Origin of the sequence: Pelomonas baiyunensis, assembly GCF_043555935.1 — a bacterium.
In the GTDB taxonomy this organism is placed as follows: Bacteria; Pseudomonadota; Gammaproteobacteria; order Burkholderiales; family Burkholderiaceae_C; genus Pelomonas; species Pelomonas baiyunensis.
On sequence record NZ_JBIGIB010000004.1, the window covers coordinates 523,299 to 542,401 of the forward strand.

At 71.8% G+C, this 19,103-nt stretch carries 19 protein-coding genes; 8 read left to right on the plus strand and 11 right to left on the minus strand.

What is annotated here, in order from left to right; genetic code table 11:
* Nucleotides 1-62 precede the first annotated feature (62 nt).
* On the plus strand, nucleotides 63-893 hold the full coding sequence (locus tag ACG01O_RS16485) for a phosphate/phosphite/phosphonate ABC transporter substrate-binding protein (RefSeq protein WP_394386233.1): 831 nt from the start codon (nucleotides 63-65) through the stop codon (nucleotides 891-893).
* Between the two features lie 19 nt (nucleotides 894-912).
* Nucleotides 913-3,153 (plus strand): PAS domain-containing sensor histidine kinase, encoded by a 2,241-nt coding sequence (locus ACG01O_RS16490; RefSeq protein ID WP_394386235.1) that lies wholly within the window; start codon nucleotides 913-915, stop codon nucleotides 3,151-3,153.
* Nucleotides 3,154-3,177: 24 nt separating this feature from the next.
* Here ACG01O_RS16490 and ACG01O_RS16495 read toward each other — a convergent pair whose 3' ends face one another.
* Both ACG01O_RS16495 and tgt read right to left on the minus strand, forming a co-directional pair.
* A complete protein-coding gene (locus ACG01O_RS16495) occupies nucleotides 3,178-3,684 on the minus strand; it encodes a hypothetical protein (protein ID WP_394386237.1) in 507 nt (168 codons plus the stop codon).
* Between the two features lie 38 nt (nucleotides 3,685-3,722).
* The gene (tgt, locus tag ACG01O_RS16500; protein WP_394386238.1) at nucleotides 3,723-4,850 is read right to left on the minus strand and encodes a tRNA guanosine(34) transglycosylase Tgt; all 1,128 of its coding nucleotides are present in this window, start codon (nucleotides 4,848-4,850) and stop codon (nucleotides 3,723-3,725) included.
* Nucleotides 4,851-4,933: 83 nt separating this feature from the next.
* Here tgt and ACG01O_RS16505 point away from each other — a divergent pair, with 83 nt between their 5' ends.
* Complete coding sequence (locus ACG01O_RS16505; RefSeq protein WP_394386240.1) at nucleotides 4,934-5,812, plus strand: substrate-binding periplasmic protein; 879 nt, start codon at nucleotides 4,934-4,936, stop codon at nucleotides 5,810-5,812.
* A 22-nt stretch (nucleotides 5,813-5,834) separates the two neighbouring features.
* Nucleotides 5,835-6,440: an IMPACT family protein gene (locus ACG01O_RS16510; RefSeq protein WP_394386242.1), complete on the plus strand. Its 606-nt coding sequence runs from the start codon at nucleotides 5,835-5,837 to the stop codon at nucleotides 6,438-6,440.
* On the opposite strand, the gene queA is transcribed toward ACG01O_RS16510, so the two are convergent.
* Nucleotides 6,392-7,537: a tRNA preQ1(34) S-adenosylmethionine ribosyltransferase-isomerase QueA gene (queA, locus tag ACG01O_RS16515; RefSeq protein ID WP_394386243.1), complete on the minus strand. Its 1,146-nt coding sequence runs from the start codon at nucleotides 7,535-7,537 to the stop codon at nucleotides 6,392-6,394. The two genes, ACG01O_RS16510 and queA, sit on opposite strands and share 49 nt — an antisense overlap.
* Before the next feature lie 123 nt (nucleotides 7,538-7,660).
* On the opposite strand from queA, the gene ACG01O_RS16520 reads away from it, so the two are divergent.
* The 3 genes from ACG01O_RS16520 to ACG01O_RS16530 all read left to right on the plus strand — a co-directional run bounded on the left by ACG01O_RS16520 (nucleotide 7,661) and on the right by ACG01O_RS16530 (nucleotide 9,276).
* Entirely contained in the window at nucleotides 7,661-8,032 is a 372-nt protein-coding gene (locus ACG01O_RS16520) for a TraR/DksA family transcriptional regulator (protein WP_394386245.1), read from the plus strand.
* 26 nt (nucleotides 8,033-8,058) lie between these two features.
* Nucleotides 8,059-8,427 (plus strand): hypothetical protein, encoded by a 369-nt coding sequence (locus tag ACG01O_RS16525; protein WP_394386246.1) that lies wholly within the window; start codon nucleotides 8,059-8,061, stop codon nucleotides 8,425-8,427.
* 99 nt (nucleotides 8,428-8,526) lie between these two features.
* Nucleotides 8,527-9,276 (plus strand): substrate-binding periplasmic protein, encoded by a 750-nt coding sequence (locus ACG01O_RS16530; RefSeq protein WP_394386248.1) that lies wholly within the window; start codon nucleotides 8,527-8,529, stop codon nucleotides 9,274-9,276.
* Between the two features lie 42 nt (nucleotides 9,277-9,318).
* Here ACG01O_RS16530 and ACG01O_RS16535 read toward each other — a convergent pair whose 3' ends face one another.
* From ACG01O_RS16535 to ACG01O_RS16545, 3 genes are read right to left on the minus strand one after another with little or no spacing between them, the layout of a single operon-like run.
* Nucleotides 9,319-10,164: an anti-sigma factor family protein gene (locus ACG01O_RS16535; RefSeq protein ID WP_394386250.1), complete on the minus strand. Its 846-nt coding sequence runs from the start codon at nucleotides 10,162-10,164 to the stop codon at nucleotides 9,319-9,321.
* Nucleotides 10,161-10,733: an RNA polymerase sigma factor gene (locus ACG01O_RS16540; protein ID WP_394386251.1), complete on the minus strand. Its 573-nt coding sequence runs from the start codon at nucleotides 10,731-10,733 to the stop codon at nucleotides 10,161-10,163. The genes ACG01O_RS16535 and ACG01O_RS16540 overlap by 4 nt, the downstream gene beginning before the upstream one ends.
* Before the next feature lie 12 nt (nucleotides 10,734-10,745).
* On the minus strand, nucleotides 10,746-11,117 hold the full coding sequence (locus tag ACG01O_RS16545; protein WP_394386253.1) for a COG4315 family predicted lipoprotein: 372 nt from the start codon (nucleotides 11,115-11,117) through the stop codon (nucleotides 10,746-10,748).
* 82 nt (nucleotides 11,118-11,199) lie between these two features.
* Here ACG01O_RS16545 and recG point away from each other — a divergent pair, with 82 nt between their 5' ends.
* On the plus strand, nucleotides 11,200-13,275 hold the full coding sequence (recG, locus tag ACG01O_RS16550; RefSeq protein WP_394386255.1) for an ATP-dependent DNA helicase RecG: 2,076 nt from the start codon (nucleotides 11,200-11,202) through the stop codon (nucleotides 13,273-13,275).
* Between the two features lie 89 nt (nucleotides 13,276-13,364).
* Here recG and ACG01O_RS16555 read toward each other — a convergent pair whose 3' ends face one another.
* The 5 genes from ACG01O_RS16555 to ACG01O_RS16575 all read right to left on the minus strand — a co-directional run bounded on the left by ACG01O_RS16555 (nucleotide 13,365) and on the right by ACG01O_RS16575 (nucleotide 19,081).
* Nucleotides 13,365-13,571 (minus strand): hypothetical protein, encoded by a 207-nt coding sequence (locus ACG01O_RS16555; protein ID WP_394386257.1) that lies wholly within the window; start codon nucleotides 13,569-13,571, stop codon nucleotides 13,365-13,367.
* Between the two features lie 113 nt (nucleotides 13,572-13,684).
* A complete protein-coding gene (locus ACG01O_RS16560; protein ID WP_394386258.1) occupies nucleotides 13,685-14,872 on the minus strand; it encodes a 6-phosphofructokinase in 1,188 nt (395 codons plus the stop codon).
* A 40-nt stretch (nucleotides 14,873-14,912) separates the two neighbouring features.
* Nucleotides 14,913-15,815, minus strand: a complete 903-nt coding sequence (locus ACG01O_RS16565; protein ID WP_394386259.1) for an alpha/beta fold hydrolase — start codon at nucleotides 15,813-15,815, stop codon at nucleotides 14,913-14,915.
* 135 nt (nucleotides 15,816-15,950) lie between these two features.
* A complete protein-coding gene (locus tag ACG01O_RS16570) occupies nucleotides 15,951-18,311 on the minus strand; it encodes a YCF48-related protein (RefSeq protein WP_394386261.1) in 2,361 nt (786 codons plus the stop codon).
* Nucleotides 18,312-18,364: 53 nt separating this feature from the next.
* Nucleotides 18,365-19,081 (minus strand): peptidylprolyl isomerase, encoded by a 717-nt coding sequence (locus ACG01O_RS16575; protein WP_394386263.1) that lies wholly within the window; start codon nucleotides 19,079-19,081, stop codon nucleotides 18,365-18,367.
* Between the last annotated feature and the right edge of the window lie 22 nt (nucleotides 19,082-19,103).

Genomic DNA, 19,103 nt, shown 5'->3' on the forward strand with positions numbered 1-19,103 from the left:
CCGGGGGGCAATCCGCCCAGAATCCGGGAGCGGCGCCGCGCCTTGGTGCCGACGGAGGATGGATGAAGGCCCTGATCTCCTTGCTCACCGCCTTGTGCGTGACCCTGCCCGCTGCTGCGCAGACGGAGTACCGCTTCTCCCCGGTCAACCAGGCCAACATCGCCACGGCGGCGTCGTACTGGAACCCCATCGTGGCCTACGTGTCCGAGAAGAGCGGGGTGAAGTTGCTGCTCAAGCTCGGCCGCACCTCGGCGGACACCACCGCCTATGTGCTGGCCCAGGAGGTGGACTTCGCCTTCACCAACCACCTCTTCAGCCCCGAGCGCGAACAGCTGGGCTGGAAGGTGGTGGGGCGCCGCAGCACGCCGCCCGTGCATGGCCAGATCGTGGTGGCCGCCGATTCGCCCATCACCAAGCTCTCGCAGCTGGAAGGCAAGGAGGTGGGCTTCCCCGGGCCCGAGGCGTTTGTGGCCTACAAAACCACCTACGCGCAGCTGCTGCAGCAAAAGATCAATGTGCGCACCGTGTTCGGCGGCAACATGGACGGCGCCTTCGCCCAGCTCTTCAGCGGCAAGGTGGCGGCCGTGGGCGCGAACTCGCAGCTGGCCGAGGGCTACACCAAGCGCGAGGGCAAGCAGTTCCGCGTGCTGTGGAGCTCCGAGCCCTACCACGACCTCGCGCTGATGGTGGCGCCCAAGGTGCCCGAGCGCGACGCGCAAGCCGTGGCGCGCGCCTTCGTCGGCATGGCCAGCGACCCCCAAGGCCGCGAAATTCTGGCCAGCGTGAACAAGCTCATCGGCCTGCCGGCGGACGCGGTGTTCATCGCGTCGGACGGGCAGGAATACGCCTCGTACCGGCGCTTCTACCTCTCGGCCCCGGCCGCCCTGCGCTGACGCCTGCCGGGCCGCGCCGATGAGCCGCCTCGCCGCCCTGCTGCCGCGCTCGCTGCTGAGCCGGGTGCTGATGCTGTACCTGGCGGCGTTGGTGCTGCTGCTGACGCTGGGGTTCGGCGCCTTCCTGGCCTATGAGGTCCGTTCCACGCTGGACGACGCCGAGGCCGGCTCGCAGGCCATGTCCGCCCTGCTGGCGCCGGCGGTGTCGGAGGCCGCGGTGATTGGCGACTACGACACCATCAAGCGCACGCTGGACCGCGCCATTGCCCACCCGCTGTTCGAGCGCGCCGCCTTCATCGACCTGAAGGCCGGCCGCATCGAAGTGGCGCGGCAAGACCGGCCCAGCCCCACGCCGCCGGCCTGGCTGGTGGCCCGCGTGGCCCGCGAGCTGGACCCGATCAATGCGCCCATCGTGGTGGGCGGGCGCGACTACGGCATCACCCGGCTGCACGTGTGGAGCGAGCGCATCGCGGCCGACATCTGGCAGGTGATGCGCATCGGCGTGATGCTGGCCAGCTTCGGCCTGCTGGCCGGCGCCGCCCTGGTGTGGTGGCCGCTGCGGCGCTGGCTGGGGCACCTCGATCAGGTCCAGGCCCTGGGCGACCAGCTGCGCCAGGGCGGCACCCACCTCGCGCCGATGGACACGCGTGAGGCGCCGCTGGAGTTCCAGCGCACGTTTGCCGTGCTGAACCAGGTGGCGGCCTCGCTGCAGGCCGAGCGGGCCCAGGCAGCCGTCACGCTGGCCTCGATTGCCGAGGGCGTGGCCGCACTGAACCGGGCCGGCGAGGTGGTGCTGGCCAACCCGGTGCTGGGCGACCTGCTGGGCCTGCCGCGCCCGCAGCTGCTGGGCGCCCGGGTGGTGTCGCTGTTGCCCGAGCTGACCGAGTTGCCGCAGGCCTTGCAGGCACTGGACGCGCTGGGCGCCGGCAGCGAGGGCTGGCGCGGGCGCCGCTTCGAGCGCAACGGCCAGATGCTGGAAGCCAGCCTCGCCCCGGTGCGCGACGAACAAGGCGGCGCCGCCGGCGCGGTGCTGGTGCTGCGCAACGTGACCGAACAACAGGCGCTGGAAGACCGCCTGCGGGCCGAGCTGGACGCCCGCGCCCACGCCATGCAAACCATGAGCGAACTGCTGGGCTCGGCCGGCGCACCGGCCGACGCGCAGCAGGTGAACGCGGTGGAGGCGCTGTCGCGCCAGGTGGGCGATCTGGTGGTGCGCCTGCGCCTGCAGGCCGACCAACTGCGCGCCATCTTCAACCTCAGCCCTGACGGCTTCATCTCGTTCGACGCCGAACGCCGCGTGCAGTACGTGAGCCCGGCCTGCGCGCTGCTGATTGCGCTGCCCGACCGGCAGGTGCTGGGGCAGGACGAAGCCGGCCTGGAAGCACTGCTGCTGGGCCGCATGGAGCAGGCCGACGCCCGGCGCCCGCTGCGCCTGCACGACCTGCGCGACGAGCCCCGCACCGTGCAGATGGCCCGCCCGATGCCGCGCATCCTGAGCTTTGCGCTGCATGACGGCGGCGGCGCCGAGACCTCGCAGATGCTGCACATCCGCGACGTGACGCAGCAGTTCGAGCTGGACCGCCTGAAGAGCGAGTTCCTGACCACCGCTGCCCACGAGCTGCGCACGCCCATGACCAGCATCTTCGGTTTCTCGGAGTTGCTGCTGCACCGGCAGATGAAGCCCGAGGTGCAGGCGGACCTGCTCAGCCGCATCCACCGCCAAAGCAAGGCGATGGTGGACATCCTCAACGAGCTGCTGGACCTGGCCCGCATCGAATCGCGCCGCGCACTGGACTTCGAGTTCGCGCCGGTGTGCCTGCGCGACCTGGTTCGCCAGACCGTGGGCGACTTCGGCACGCCCGAGGGCCGCAGCGCGGTGGAGCTGACGATGTGCGACAGCCCGCAATGGGTGCAGGTGGACGCCAGCAAGCTGGGCCAGGCCCTGCGCAACCTGCTGTCCAACGCCTACAAATACTCGCCCGGCGGCGGCCGCGTGATGGTGAGCGTGCACGCCGCCACCAGCGGCCATGCCGAGATTCGCGTGCAGGACGAAGGCATCGGCATGACGGCCGAGGAGCTGGCCCGCGTGACCGAACGCTTCTACCGGGCGGACAAGTCCGGCGCGATTCCCGGCACCGGCCTGGGCATGGCCATCGTGAAAGAGATCGTCACGCTGATGGGCGGCACCCTGCAGCTCAACAGCGAGCCGCAGCGGGGCACCTGCGTCACGGTGCGGCTGCCCACCATCGTGGCGCCCTGACCCCCGCCCGGGCCCGTTGAACGCTCAGGCGTCGGGCCGCCCGCGCAGCCGCCGCCAGGCCCGCCGCATCGAAGCCTTCATGGCCCGGGCCGTGCGCCACACCGCGCTGGCGCGCACCCAGGCCAGCAGCTCGGTCTTCCAGCGCGTCCAGCGGGCGTGCAGGCGCGCAAACCACGGCAGCTGCATCAAAGCCGGCTGAATGAGCTGGAACAACCAGGCCAACAATGCCGTGCCCGCCAGCTTGGCCAGCACCACCACGCTGATGCCCAGCACCACGCGGCCCTGGGCCACCAGCCACAGCGCGGCCAGCTTCACCGGCAGGATCAACAGGCTGGGCAGCACCAGCACCACAAAGGCCCAGCGCGGCGGCAGGCGGCGCAGCAGGGTTTCGATCTGCCGGATGACCGGCAGCCGCGCGAACAGCGCAAACGCCCGCCGCAGCGGCTCCCAACCCCATTCCTCGAAGAGGATGAGCAGCGCCAGAACGACGCGGAAAACCCAGCGCAGCGGGGCGAGCAGCAGTTTCAGCATGCCGCTATGTTGGGGCTGCCGCCCGCCTCACCAAGAGGTCACACCCCGCGCGCGCGGTCGGCGTGGAACTGGGCGCGCCAGGCCTCGAAGCGGCCGGCATCCAGCGCGTCGCGGATCTCCTGCATCAGGTTCAGGTAGTAGTGCAGGTTGTGCACGCTGGTGAGCATGGGGCCCAGCATCTCGCCGCAGCGGTCCAGGTGGTGCAGGTAGGCGCGGCTGAAGCCGGTGCAGCACTCGCAGCTGCAGGTCGGGTCCACCGGGGTTTCGTCGGCCTTGTAGCGGGCGTTGCGCACGCGCAGGTCGCCAAAGCGGGTGAAGAGGTGGCCGTTGCGCGCGTTGCGGGTGGGCATGACGCAGTCGAACATGTCGATGCCCTGGCTCACGCCTTCCACCAGGTCCTCCGGCGTGCCCACGCCCATCAGGTAGCGCGGCTTGTTCGCCGGCAGCTGGTGGCCGGTGTGCTCGAGGATGCGCTGCATCTCGGCCTTGGGCTCGCCGACCGACAGGCCGCCGATGGCGTAGCCCGGCAGGTCCAGCTCCACCAGGCCGGCGAGGGACGCATCGCGCAGCGGGGTGAACATCCCGCCCTGCACGATGCCGAACAGCGCATTGGGGTTCTCCAGCCGGTTGAACTCGGTGATGCAGCGCTTGGCCCAGCGCAGGCTGAGTTCCATCGACTGCTTGGCCTCGCGCTCGGTGGTGAGCACGCCCTTGGTCTCGTACGGCGTGCACTCGTCGAACTGCATGACGATGTCGGAGTTCAGCACCGTCTGGATCTGCATGCTGACCTCGGGCGTCAGGAAGAGCTTGTCGCCGTTCACGGGCGAGGCGAACTTGACGCCCTCTTCACTGATCTTGCGCATCGCGCCCAGGCTCCACACCTGAAAGCCGCCGCTGTCGGTCAGGATGGGCTTGTTCCAGCTCTCGAAGCGGTGCAGGCCGCCGAACTGCTTCACCACGTCCAGGCCCGGACGCATCCAGAGGTGGAAGGTGTTGCCCAGGATGATCTGCGCGCCCATCTCGTTCAGCGAGCGCGGCGTGACGCCCTTGACCGTGCCGTAGGTGCCCACCGGCATGAAGATGGGCGTCTGCACGACACCGTGGTTGAGCGTGAGCGTGCCGCGGCGGGCGCGGCCTTCGGTCTTGAGGAGGTCGAACTTCAGCATGGGACCGCGATTGTCTCAGCCTCGTGTCAAGCGGGTTGCAATCGATATCTGCGGCCCGGCACCGGCGCTAGGCTGAAGCCACCATGACGCCGCCCCGCCTCGCCTCCACCCCACCGCGTGGTACGGCGCGTGACACGGCGCGCGGGTGGGCCCGATGGACCCGCTGGGCCGGGCTCACGCTGGTCAGTGCGGCCAGCACGGCCAGTGCGGCTCCCGCGGCGGAGCCCCCCTGCGGCCCGCACGTGGCCGCGCTGTACGCCTACCCGCCGTTCTTTCGTGATGTGCCGGGCCAGGGTTGGCAAGGCATCGACAAAGACATGTTCGACGAGCTGGCCCGCCGCTCGGGCTGCGACCTGCGGCTGGTGGTGGAGTCCCGCGTGCGGATCTGGGAGCAGATGCGCAGCGGCGTGGCGGGCCTGACGATGTCGGCCATTCCCACGCCCGAGCGCCAGACCTTTGCCGAGTTCGTGCCCTACGCCCAGGGCCGCTACCACCTCATGCTGCACCGCGAGCTGGCGCCGCAGGTGCGCTCGCTGGCCGCCTTCGAGGCCGACTCGCGCCTGCGACTGTTGACCGTCAAGGGCTACACCCACGGCCCCACGCTGGACCGGCTGGTGCAGCGCCTGCGCACGCAGGGCCGGGTGCACGAGGTGTCGGACTTCCCCGCCGTGCTGCGCATGGCCCGCGCCGGCCGCGGCCACGGCTTGTTGGCGCTGCCGGCCTCGTGGGCCGAGGTGGACGCCGCCTTTGACGACGGCGAGGCCTGGACGCCGGTGGACGTGGCCCCGCAAGACCGGGTGCTCGCGGGGCTGGCCCTGTCGCTGCGCCTGCCTGACGCCGACCGGCAGCGGCTGCGCCGGGCGATGCAGTCCATGCTGGCCGATGGCACGGTGCGCGCCATCACCCGCCGCCACCTCAGCGAGGCCGCCACGCGCGCGGTCACGTTCGCCGACGAGCCCTGACCCCGCCGCCGACAATGCGGCCATGTCCCTGACCCTGGCCGCCCCGGCGCGGCATGAACTCGTCGTCAAGAAGAGCCGCTTCCTCGGCTGCGTGGAGCCCTGCGCCGACCGCGCCGCCGCCCTGACCCGTGTGGAACAGCTGCGCGCCGAGCACCCCGGCGCCGTGCACGTGTGCTGGGCGCTGCTGGCCGGCGGCCACTCGGCCGCCAACGACGACGGCGAGCCTGGCGGCACCGCGGGCCGCCCCATGCTGGACGTGCTGCGCCACCAGGGGCTGGACGGCGTGCTGGCCACGGCCGTGCGCTACTGGGGCGGCGTGAAGCTGGGCGCGGGCGGCCTGGTGCGGGCCTACACCGACTGCATCGCCCAGGCGCTGCTGACGGCCGAGAAGATCGAGCGCGTGGCGCAGGTGGAGCTGGCCTGCGAGCTGCCCTACGACCTGGAAGGCCGGCTGCGCCGCCTGGCCGAACAGCACGGCGCGGCGCTGGTGGACGTGACCCACAGCGCCCGGGTGCACATGCGCTGGCAGCTGCCGGTCACCGCGCGCAGCGCCTTCACCGCGGCGGTGGATGACGCGGCTCAGGGCCGCGTGGCCTGGGCGCGGTCCAGCAGCATCGCGTCGCCGTAGCTGAAGAAGCGGTAGCGCTGCGCAATCGCGTGGCGGTACAGCGCCATCACGTGGGCGTGGCCGGCCAGGGCGCTCACCAGCATCATCAGCGTGCTCTTGGGCAGGTGGAAGTTGGTGACGAGGCGGTCCACCACGCGGAACTCGAAGCCCGGGGTGATGAAGATGTCGGTCTCGCGCGCGCCGGCTTCCAAGGTGCCACCCCGCGCGGCGGACTCCAGCGCGCGCAGCGTGGTGGTGCCCACCGCCACCACCCGGCCGCCACGCGCGCGGCAGGCGGCAATCGCTTCCACCGTGGCCTGCGGCACCTCGAACCATTCGCTGTGCATCTTGTGGTCGGCCAACTGCTCCACGCGCACCGGCTGGAAGGTGCCGGCGCCCACGTGCAGCGTGACGTGCGCCTGCTGCACGCCGCGGGCGGTCAGCGCGGCCAACACGCCCTCGTCGAAGTGCAGCGCAGCGGTGGGCGCGGCCACGGCACCCGGCTCCTTGGCGAACACGGTCTGGTAGCGGCGCTCGTCGTCGGCGCTGTCGCCGTGCGCGATGTAGGGCGGCAGTGGCACGTGGCCGTGGGCGTCCAGCAGCGCGAAGGGGTCGCCTTCAAAGCGCAGGTGAAAGAGGCCGTTGTCGGGCCCGCAGCGGCCCAGCACCTGGGCGTTGAACGCATCGGCAAACCGCACCCAGCTGCCGGGCTTGGGGCTTTTGCTGGCGCGCAGGTGCATCCACACCTCGCCTGCCGGCGCTGGGCCGCCCCGAGCCGGCAGAGCCCCCTCGGGGGGCAGCGGATGCGAAGCATCCGCGTGGGGGCTCGTGAACTTGCCGGGCAGCACGCGCTCCACCAGGGCCTCCACATTGCCGCCGGTGGCCTTGATGCCGTACAGCCGGGCTTTGATGACGCGGGTGTTGTTGAACACCAGCAGGTCGCCCGGTGCCAGCAGGTCGGGCAGCTCGCGGAACACGCGGTCCACCGGCACGGGGCCGGTGCCGTCCAGCAGCCGGGAGGCGCTGCGCTCGGCGGCGGGGTGCTGGGCGATCAGTTCGGGGGGGAGGTCGAAATCGAAGTCGGCGACCGTGAAGGCCGCAGGCGTGAAGGCAGGCATTGCGCTTGAGGGCCGGACAGACCCGTACCAAAAAAGGGAGCCGGATTCTCCCATCGCACCGTCTTGATGCAGCGCAAGGCGGCGCGCCGCGCCCGGTGCCAGCATGGGTTCCAGGAGGTTCCCATGAGCACTGCCCTCACCCCCGGACAACACGCGCTGCTGGAAGCGGAGTTGCAGGTCGCCCGCCAACGCGTGCAGGCCGCGCTGCAGGCCCAGCGCGAAGGCGCCACCCGCGTGGCGCATGCCGCCGCGCTGCTGGCCGACGACCCGCACGACCAGCGCGAGCACGAAGCCGACCGCGCCCTTGACCAGGCCCGAGACCACCACCTGCTGGCCGAGTTGCAGGCGCTGGACGACGCACTGGCGCGCCTGAACACCGCCGACTACGGCCTGTGCACCGACTGCGGCGCGGCCATCCCGTTCGACCGACTGCACCACCAGCCGCAAGCGCTGCGCTGCATCGATTGCCAGACCGCGGCCGAAGCCGCTCACTGACCCTTGATCTGAAGGAGAAACCTCGCATGTTCCACGCTGTTGTTCACCTCGACCACCACCACGCGCAAGTGCTGCATTTCGATGCCCACCAGGTGCACGCCGCCCGCATCGACGCCCACGAGCGCCACAGCCACGGCCACCACGAGCGCACCGAGCAGGCGCTGTACGAGCAGCTGTGCCAGGCCCTGAAGGACACGCCCGAGGTGCTGATCACCGGCTCGCATGTCGTCATCCACCAGTTCAAGCACTACGTGGAAGCGCACTGCCCCAAGCTGGCCACGCAGATTGCCGACTACCGCGCCTCGGCCGCGCTGAGCCAGGGCCAGATGCTGGCCATGGCGCGCCAGTTCTTCGTGGCCCACGACCGCATGGCCGGCGTGCCCACGCCGACCTGAAAACCGACCGAGCGGCGATATCGCACACCCGCGCGGGTGGCGTGACCGGAACGGTCATGCGGGGCCCCTAGACTCGCCAGAGTCTGCGCCCCGCTCCTTGTGAAACGCCGCCTCTGCCTCGCCCTGCCCGCCCTGCTCGCTGCGCGACCCTCGGTCGCCGCAGCCGATGAGCCCGTGCTGCTGGGCGTGACGGAAAACCTGGCCCCGCTGAACTACCTGGAAGACGGCCTGGCGCAGGGCTTCAGCGTGGAGTTGCTGCGGCTGATGACCGCGCAGGCCGGCCTGCGGCTGGAGCTGCAGGTGCTGCCCTGGCAGCGCGCCATGCAGGTGGCCGAAGGCAGCGCGAACAGCGTGCTGTTCTCGCTGACCCGCACGCCCGAGCGCGAGGCGCAGTTCCAGTGGGTGGGCCCGATCGCGCAGCGCCGCATCCTGATCTACAAGCTCGCGTCGCGCACCGAGCTGACCCTCACGCAACTCAGCGAGCTGGGCAGCGCCCGCATCGGCGTGGTGCGCGAGTCGGCCGCCGACAAGCAGCTGCAAGCCGCGGGCCTCAAGCCCGGCCTGCAGCTGGAACAAGGCCTGGACGACGCCACCAACGTGCGCAAGCTGCTGGCCGGCCGCATGGACTACGTGGCCCTGCTGGACTGGGCCGCTGCCTGGAACCTGCGCCAGCTGCAGCTGCCCTACGGCACGCTGCAAGCGGTGATGGAGCAGGACGCCTCCCGCGCCTACTACTTCGGCCTGCGGCCCGACGCCGACCCGGCCTTGGTGCGGCGCCTGCAAGCCGCGTTGGACACGCTGCGCCGCGACGGCCGCTACGACAAGCTGCGCCAGCGCTACTTCCGCTGACGCGACATCGCACGTCCCCGAGGGCACGCCCCCGCGGGGCGCTCAACCCGTCAACTGCTCGTGCACCCGCTGCGCAATCGGCTGCAGCGCCACCGAGGGCTGGGCGCTCAAGGCGTAGCCGAACTCGCCGTCGGCCCAGTACAGCGTGGTGCGGGCGTCCTGCTGCAGCAGCCGGAACTCGGGCGCCGCCGGAGCCGCACCGGGCGCCAGCACCGCCACGTACAGCGTCAGCCGGTCGCCCGTGGCGTTTTCGTACATGAACTGGGCGCGCGGGCTGCCCGGCTGGGTGGCCTCGCCCGGCAGCAGGCGGCCGCCCAGCAGGGTGTAGCCCCGGTCGGTCAGCACCGGCACGGTCAAGGGGCGGCCCAGCCGCTTGCTGAGCCACTGCACCAGGTGGGCCTGCTCGGCGGCGGTCACCTCCACCGGGTGGCGCTTTTCGGCGCTGTAGACAGCAAACGCCACGCCGGCCTGGCGGGCGAACTCCGGCACCGCCGCCGGCCCCTGGGCCAGCAAGCCCGCGGTGGGCGCGCCGGCGTCGTGCTGGCCCCAGCGGTAGCCACCGAACACGCCCAGCGCCACCAACAGGCCCGCCGCCAGCGCCTGCGGCAGCGCCCGCCGCCAGCGCCGAGCGGCGGCCTCGCGCAGCACGATGCCGCTGAGCTCACGCGGGGTTTCGCCCAGCGGCCAGTCGCGGGCCAGGCCGCGCAGGGCCTGGCGCTGGGCCTGCCAGGCCCGCACCTGTTCGGCGGCCAGCGGGTCGGCATTCAGCCGGGCCAGCACCTCCGGCCGCTCGTCACTGGGCAGTTGGCTGTCCACGAAGGCGTGCAGCCGCGCGTCGTCGGGCGAGAGGCCCGGGTCGGGGGAGGGGGTGGGGCGCTCAGACGTCATCGCTTCACACGCGACAGGTTCAGGATGCGGGCACCGCCCGCGGCGGTGGGCGGCGGGGCGGCAGCGCCCGTTTCGGCCTCGGGCGGGGGCAGCGGGCTGGCCGGGGTGCTGAGCCAGCTCCGCAAGGTTTCCCGCCCGCGGTGCAAGCGCGACATGACCGTGCCCAGCGGCACGCCCAGGATGTCCGCCGCCTCGGCGTAGGTGTACTCCTCCACCACCACCAGCAGCATCACCGCGCGCTGGCCGTCGGGCAGTGCGGCCAGCGCACGCTCCAGGTCCAGGCGCAGGCCGGCCGGCGCGTCGGCCGGGTCGGGCCGGTCGGGCACGTCGTCCAGGGCGGCCGCACCGTCGTCCAGCCGCCAGTCGCGCAGCTGGTTCAGGTGCAGGTTGTGCATGATGGACAGCAGCCAGGGCCGCAGCGCCGTGCCCGGGCGCCACAGGCTCCATTTGCGGCAGGCACGCTCCAGCGTGTCTTGCACCAGGTCGTCGGCCCGGGTGGCGTCGCCCGTCAACAGCCGCGCATACCGGCGCAGGGCCGGCATGTGGGTGAGCAGCTGTTCAACGGGCATGCCGGGCCTCGATCACGGACGGGCCAGCTGCCAGACCTTGTTGAAGCCGTCGCCGGTGCGGTCGCCGGGCTTCTGGTCTTTCACCCAGAAGTACAGCGGCTTGCCCTTGTAGGCCCACTGGGCCTTGCCGTCGTCGCGGGTGATGACGGTCCAGTCGCCCCGGGCGGCGTCGCCGGCGGCGGCGGCCAGCGGCGGCCAATTGGTGGCGCAGGGGCCATTGCACACGCTCTTGCCGCTGCCGGCGGTGTCTTTGTCGAAGGTGTAGAGCGTCATGCCGTTGGCCCCCACCAGCACGCCGTCGGCCGCCGAGGCGGGCGCGGGCGGAACGGAGGCACAGCCGGTGACGGCCAGGACGGCGGCACACGCCAGGAGGCGGAAGTTCATGTCGGGTCTCTCAAAAAAGGTGGGGACAAGACGGTGAACACGCGAGCCCCCCGGACTATTCCATGCCGCCAGAATGCCGGCCATGACCGCGCCCGCTCCAGCGCCCGCCCCGGCCGCTGCCTCCACCGCCGCCAAGGCCAAATCCGCCCCCCAGAAGGCGATGGAAAAGCTCGGCCTGGTGCGCGACATCGACCTGGCCCTGCACCTGCCGCACCGCTACGAAGACGAAACCCGCATCACGCCCATCGGCGCGCTGCGCGACAACGAGCCCGCCCAGGTGGAAGGTGTGGTGGTGGACTGCCAGGTGGAGATGCGCGGCCGGCGCCAGTTGCTGGTGCGCCTGAAGGACGAGTCCGGCTCGTTGCTGTTGCGCTTCCTGCACTTCTACCCCTCGCAGCAAAAGCAGATGTCGGCCGCCACGCGGCTGCGGGTGCGGGGGGAGGCGCGCATCGGCTTCTTCGGCCGCGAGATGGTGCACCCGGTGGTGAAGGTGGTGGACGACACCACCCCGCTGGCGCAATCGCTCACGCCGGTCTACCCGGCGTCGGCCCAGCTGCCGCAGGCCTACCTGCGCAAGGCCGTGGCCTCGGGCCTGGCGCGGGCCGACCTGCGGGAGATCCTGCCCCACGGCGTGGTGCCGCCCGGCCTGCCCAGCCTGAAAGACGCACTGAACTACCTGCACCACCCGCCGCCCAGCGCGCAGCTGGCGGCGCTGGAGGACCACAGCCACCCGGCCTGGCAGCGCCTGAAGTTCGAGGAGCTGCTGGCCCAGCAGCTGTCGCAGCTGCGGGCCCAGCGGGAACGCGCGCTGCTGGTGGCGCCGGCCCTGCGCGGCCAGCCCGGCGGCCTGCACGAACGCCTGTTGGGCGTGCTGCCCTTTCAGCTGACCGCCGCGCAGCAGCGGGTGTGCGAGGAAATTGCGCAAGACCTGGCCCGCCCGCAGCCCATGCACCGCCTGCTGCAGGGCGACGTGGGCTCGGGCAAGACGGTGGTGGCCGCACTCGCGGCGGCCGTGGCCATCGGCGCGGGCTGGCAGTGCGCGCTGATGGCGCCCACCGAGATCCTGGCCGAGCAGCACTTCCGCAAGCTCATCGGCTGGCTGGAGCCGCTGGGCCTCAAGATCGCCTGGATCACCGGCAGCGTGAAAGGCAAGGCCCGCCAGGCCATGCTGGACGCGGCCGCCTCGGGCGAGGCGCAGCTGGTGGTGGGCACGCACGCCGTGATCGAAGACAAGGTGCGCTTTGCCAAGCTGGGCCTGGCCATCATCGACGAGCAGCACCGCTTCGGCGTGGCGCAGCGGCTGGCCTTGCGCCAGAAGTTGAAGGCCATGGATCTGGAGCCGCACATGCTGATGATGAGCGCCACGCCCATCCCGCGCACGCTGGCCATGACCTACTTCGCCGACCTGGACGTGTCTACCATCGACGAGCTGCCCCCGGGCCGCAGCCCCATCGTCACCAAGGTGTTCACCGACAGCAAGCGCGACGACGTGATCGACAAGATCCGCATGGCGGTGGCCGACGGCGCGCAGGTGTACTGGGTGTGCCCGTTGGTGGAAGAAAGCGAGGCCATCGACCTGCGCAACGCCACCGAGACGCACGAGGAGCTGAGCGCCACGCTGGCCGGCACGAGCGTGGGGCTGCTCCACGGCCGCATGTCGCCGGCCGACAAGGCGGCGGTGATGGCGCAGTTCTCCAGCGGGCAGATGAGCGTGCTGGTGGCCACCACCGTGATCGAAGTGGGCGTGGATGTGCCCAACGCCAGCCTGATGGTGATCGAGCACGCCGAGCGCTTTGGCCTGGCGCAGCTGCACCAGCTGCGCGGCCGCGTGGGCCGGGGCGCGAAGGCCAGCGTGTGCGTGCTGATCTACACGCCGCCGCTGAGCGACACCGGCAAGTCACGCCTGAAGGCCATGGCCGAGACGACCGACGGTTTCGAGATCGCGCGGCGAGACCTGGACATCCGCGGCCCGGGCGAATTCATGGGCTCGCGCCAGAGCGGCGCCGAGCTGCTGCGCTTTGCCGACCTGCAGGAAGACGCCCCCCTGCTGGTGGCCGCCCGCGCCCTGGCCCCGCAACTGCTGGACCGCGCGCCGGATGCGGCGCACCGGCAAGTCACGCGCTGGCTGGGCACCAAGGCGGAGTTCCTGAAAGCCTGAAGCCCTCGGGGCACGCCGCCGAGGGCTTCGCTTGGGTCACCGGCTGCGCGACGCATGTGGCCCGCGCCTCATCGGCCGGGCCGCACGCCTCACTTGCAGGTGAAGCTCTTGGCGTTCACTTCCTTCACATTGCCGGCGCCGCAGGTGGCCGTGGCTTGCTCGCTCATGCGGCTGATGGAGGCCGAGTCGGTCGTGGTGTGAACCGGCGGCGCGAACACGCAGGCGCTGAGCAGGGCAGCAGCAGCGAGTGCGGCGAGTGCGGCGAGTGCGGTGGGAAGGGCGGTGAAGCGGGTCATGCGGGGTCCCTCAAAAAGTGTTGTGAAGGCCTGCACGTTAGGGCGAGGGCGTGCGCCTGTCGCACCCGGTGCGACGGGCTGCACGACGCGGGGGGTCAGCTGCAGCCGACGTGTCATGAATGGCGCCCGCCAGCGCCCGGGTCCGCCGCCTGCGGGAGGCCCAGGCACACGCCCAGGTCACGCGCGGTGGCCAGGGTGTCACCGTCCAGCGGCACGGCCTTCATGCGGCCGGCCACCTCGGCCAGCGGCACAGGGCGCACGTCGCGGCCGTCCAGCGCCACCATCACACCGCTCTGGCCGGCCGCCAGCGCGCGCACGGCAGCCGCCCCGAAGCGCAGCGCCGCCACCCGGTCGAAGGCGCTGGGGCTGCCGCCGCGCAGCAAATGGCCCAGCACCACGCAGCGCGCGTCCTTGCCGGTCAGGCGTGCCAGCGCCTGGCTGACCTGCTCGCCCATGCCGCCCAGGCGCTCGGCATGGCCCGCCTCGGCCGGGCCGCACAGCGCACGCTCACCGTCGCGGGGATGCGCGCCTTCGGCCACCACGACGAGCGAGTAGCCCAGCCCCTGGGCCTCGCGGCGGGCGATGAGCTCGGCCACCGGGGCCAGATCGAACGGAATCTCGGGCAGCAGGATGGCGTGCGCCCCACCCGCCAGACCAGCGTGCAGCGCAATCCAGCCGGCGTAGCGGCCCATCACCTCCACCGTCAGCACACGGTGGTGGCTGGCGGCGGTGGTGTGCAGGCGGTCCAGGCACTCGCTGGCAAAGGCCACCGCGGTGTCGAAACCAAAGGTCATCACCGTGCCGTCCAGGTCGTTGTCGATGGTCTTGGGCACGCCCACCACCGGCAGCCCGCGCTGGGCCAGCTGGTGCGCAATCGCGAGCGACCCGTCGCCGCCCACGGCCACCAGGGCGTCGATGCCTTCTCGCGCCAGCGCGTCGAGCAGGTCTTGCGAACGGTCCACCAGCGCGGTGCGGCCGTCCGGCTGCGGCATGGGGTAGGCAAACGGGTTGCCCTTGCTGGTGGAGCCCAGCAGCGTGCCGCCCAGGGCGGCCAGGCCCTCCACGCGTTCAGCGGTCAGCTCGATGCAGCCGTCGCCAGCGCGGTACCGGTCGGGCCGCAGCAGGCCGTCGTAGCCGTCGCGGATGCCGACGCAGGTCCAGCCCCGCAGCAGGGCGGCCCGCGTCACGGCCTGGATCACCGCGTTCAAGCCCGGCGCGTCACCGCCGCCGGTGGTGATGGCGATGCGGCGAAGCGGGCGGGCGGGGTGAACGGGGCGGGAGGGGTGGGCGTCGGCACTCATGACGCCGCAGTCTGCCGCAGCCGCCCGCCGCTGCGCGGCCTTATTTCGGCGCGGCGGCCAGGAAGGCCTTGACCTCGCCCACCAGCCACTCCGGGTCGTCCCACATCAGGAAGTGGTAGCCCTGCGCGCTCATGCTCACCTTCACGCCGCTCAGGCCAGCGTACTGGCCTTCAAAGATGCGGCGGGTGCTGTCCAGCGTGGAGCCCATGGGCGCGTAGGCCGCCCAGGCCCCCAGCACCAAGGTCGGCGTGGTGATCTGGGGCAGCAAGGGGCGCAGGTCAGCCCCCCACAGCTCCGACATGGCCTGCGCGGAGGTCGCGCGGTCGCTGGCCAGCGACCAGCCGGCCACGCGCTCGTTGTTGGCCGGCGTGCGGCTCATGCCCATCGCGCCCTGGCGTGCGCCGGCCTCCCATTGCGCCGGCGTGGCGTTCAGCATCTGCTGGCGCATGGCGGCGGCCGCGCCCTTGGCAGCCTCAGCCGTCATGCCGCGAATGCCGGCAAAGAAGGGCAGCGAGTCCACGATCACCAGGCGGTCGATGCGCGCGGGCTGCGCGGCAGCCATCTTCAGCGCAAGCGCGCCGCCCAGGCTGTGCCCCATGACGACGGGCTGCTTGAGTTGGCGGTCGTCCAGGTAAGCCAGCAGGCGGTCGCGCATGCCGTCCAGAAACGGGTCGGTCTGGATGGCCGGCGCGCCGGCGAAACCCGGCAGCTGCACGATGTGGCACTGCACCTGCGGTTGCAGGGCGGCGCAGGTTTCCGTCCAGGTCGCAGCGGCGCTGTTCAGGCCCGGAATCATCAGCACCGGGCGGCCTTGGCCCACCACCTCCACGCGCAGGTCGCGGAACTCCACCGGCGCGGCACGGCTGAGGCCCGGTACCACCGCCGTGACCATGACCGCCGCCGCGGCGCACAGGCCAGCCCAGGAACGGGTGCGAATCCACATGTTTGTGTCCTTCAAAGTTTCAAGGGGGCGGATGTTGCCCGCATTCCGACCGCTCGCCGGCCAGGCATGCGCCCAATGGCGACTTGCGCTGACGGATGGCGATGGCAGCCGACCGGTGGCGGGCGCTGCGCCGCGTCAATCGCCCCCGGTGCTGGTGGCCAGCAGCAGGCTCTGGGCGCCGGTGATCCAGGCGGTGCGAGCGTCCGAAGGGCGCACGGTGTGCAGGTCCAGGAAGGTGCCGCTGGCCTGGCGCGTCCAGGTGCTGCCGCCGTCGCGGGTGGTCAGCACCCGGCCGCCCTGCCCCACGATCCAGCCGCGTTGGGCGTCGCCAAAGGCCAGGTCGTTGAAGTCGGTGGCGTCACCCGCGGGGTCGATGCGCTGCCAGCTGTCGCCCCCGTCGCTGGACTTCAGCAGCAGGCCACCGCGGCCCACGGCCCAGACGCTGCCGTCGGGGTGCAGGGTCAGGGCCGTGAGGACGGCGTTCGGGTCGCCCGGGCGCGGGCGCCGCACCCAGCTCTGGCCGTTGTCGGTGGACACCACCGTCACGGCCGACGCCCCCACCCCCACCAGGCGCCCGCCGGGCAGGTGCCGCAGCACGGTGATGCCCGGCGGCAGCTCCGCCGGTTTGCGCCAGCTGCGGCCGCCATCGTCGGTCAGCAGCGGGCCTTGCTGCAGCGAGCGCACCCAGCCGCGGCTGGCGTCGCTGAAGTGCATCTGCACGCCGTCGTACACCGGCGTGGACTGCCAGGTCTTGCCCGCGTCTTCGGTGCGGTAGACAACGCCGTCGGTCAGCAGCCGCCAGCCCTGGGTGTCGGTCAGGTACTGCAGCTGCTGGATGCCGGGGCCGTTGCCGCCCGGCACCGCGCGCTCCACCACGGTCCAGGTCTGGCCGCCGTCGCGGCTTTCCAGCGAGGTGCGGTCGAAGGCCAGCATGCGCAGGGTCTTGGCGCCCAGCACCGCCACCGAGTACTGCAGGTTGGCCTCGATCGGGTCATGCCCGATCAGGCTCTGAAAGCTCGCGCCACCGTCGCGCGAGATCCAGAAGTCGCCCCCGCCGTTGCGCGCGGTCAGCGTGAGCGCGTCCACCCGCCGCGGGGCGTTCACCTCGCTGCCCAAACGCCGCTCGGCCGGCCGGGTGCTGGGCGCCCAGGTGAGGCCGGCATCCACGCTGCGGTACACCTGCGCCCCGGTGAAGAGCACCAGCGTGCGGCCGTCCAGCGCCTGCACCGTGGGGCCGGCCACGCTCGGCCCGTTCAGCAGCGCGCCCCAGGTGCGGCCGCCGTCGCTGCTGCGGTACAGAAAGCCCTGCGACGCCGTCAGCAGCGTGTCGCCATCGTCCGACGCCCACAGCAGCTGGGCGAACAGGCCCGGCGTGGCGCTGAGGTCCAACGCCGTCCAGGTGGCGCCGGCATCCGCGCTCTTCCACAGCGTTTGGCGCTGGAACGGCAGCGGCGCGCCCGGCCCCGCCCGGCAGCCGGCCGACAGGGCGTTCAACAGCAGCCGGGTTTCGCTGGCGAAGGTGAGCGAGGTGCTCAGGCTGCACTGATCGGGCGCGTCCAGGTTCAGCACCGCCACGCGGTTCTGGCCGTCCAGGTCGGCCCGGTTCAGGCGCATGAACTGGCTGTCGTACAACCGGCCCGCGGGCGACACCACCTCCACCGGGCTCACCGCCCGCCAGGTGGCGCCGCCGTCGCGCGTGGCCGCACCCTGGTACCCGCTGGTGACGAGCGCGGTCTGGGCGCCCAGCGCCCGCACGGTGTCGGGCGCCTGGCCAGCCAGGTCCACGCCGGTCAGCTCCCGCCGCTGCCAGCTCGCCCCGCCGTCGGTGGTGCGAAACACCCCCGCGCTGCCCACGGCCCAGCCGTTGCGGGCGTCCCAGAAGCTGACGCTGGTGAGCATGCCGGGCTCGGTGGCCGGGCGTTGCAGCACCCAGTGCGCGCCCCCGTCGTCGGTTTTCAGGATCTCGCCGTACTGGCCCACGGCCCAGGCCTGCTGCGGGCTCCACGCGAACACGTCGCGCACCAGGTGCGAGGTGGGGCGCTGCTGTTGCCAGCACCAGCCCTGGCCGGCGCCGCCGCTGCAGATCAAGCCCAGCACGTTGCCGGCGCTGGTGACGCGCACGGTGGCGCTGGCCTCGCGGCTCTGGCCGGCTTCGTTGGTGACGCGCAGCACCACGTCGAAGCTGCCCGCCCGGTCGAACCGGTGCTGCGGGCTGGCTTCGGCACTGGTGGCGCCATCGCCAAAGCGCCACTGGGCGGTGAGGCCGGCCGCCAGCGCCGTGCTGCTGGCAAACGCCAGCGCCGCGCCCGCCTCGCCGGCGGCCGGGGCGGTGATGGCCAGGCTGTCGGGCAGCGGGGTGGCCGGCGCGGGGCCGGGTGTGCTGCCGCCTGCACCCCCACCACCTGCACCACCACCGCAAGCCACCACCAGCCACGCGGCCGCCAGGCTCGCCACGGTGGCGCCACGCCGCGCAAACACGCTGTTGAACCGGTTCATGCTCCACCACTCCTGACGCGCTGTCTGCGCGCAGTGTAGGAGCCGTCAGCGGGTCACTTCAGGCGCTGCATCCAGTACACCAGCACCTCGGTGCGGGGCTCGATATCCGTGGCACTGTAGGTGTAGGTGGGCACCACGTTGATGGCGTCCAGCGTGGGCAGGCCCGAGATGATGCGGCCGAACACGGTGTAGCCCGGATTGGCGGGGCTCTGGTAGTCCAGGCTGGTGTTGTCCACCACGTTGAAGAAGAACTGGCTGGTGGCCGAGTCGGCGTCGCTGCGGCGGGCCATGGCGAGGGTGCCGCGCAGGTTGGACAGGCCGTTGTTGGCCTCCAGCTTGATCGGCGCGTACAGCGCGGGCTTGACCACCATGCCGCTGGTGTAGCCGCCGCCCTGGATGACGAAGTCGCGGTCCACGCGGTGGATGAGGGTGTTGCTGTAGAAGCCGGCCGACACGTACTTGTAGAAGTTGGCCACGGTCTGCGGGGCGTAGCTGTCGTACAGCTCCACCACCATCTCACCGCTGCTGGTGAGCATGCACACCGTGCCCCACTTGCTGGCAGCCGAGGCGGCCAGGCCCGCCGGGCTGCACGACAGCGTGGGCGGCGTGGGATTCGGGTTGGGCCGCGGGTAGGCCGTGCCCCCGCCGCCGTTGCCACCGCCGCCACCACCGCCGCCGATGTCCACCTCGACGCCGCCGCCGCAGGCGGTCAGCGCCACGGCCGAGCCCAGGGCCACCAACAGACTCAAAACACGGGACGGCAGGCGCATGTGCTTCTCCATGGACGAACGA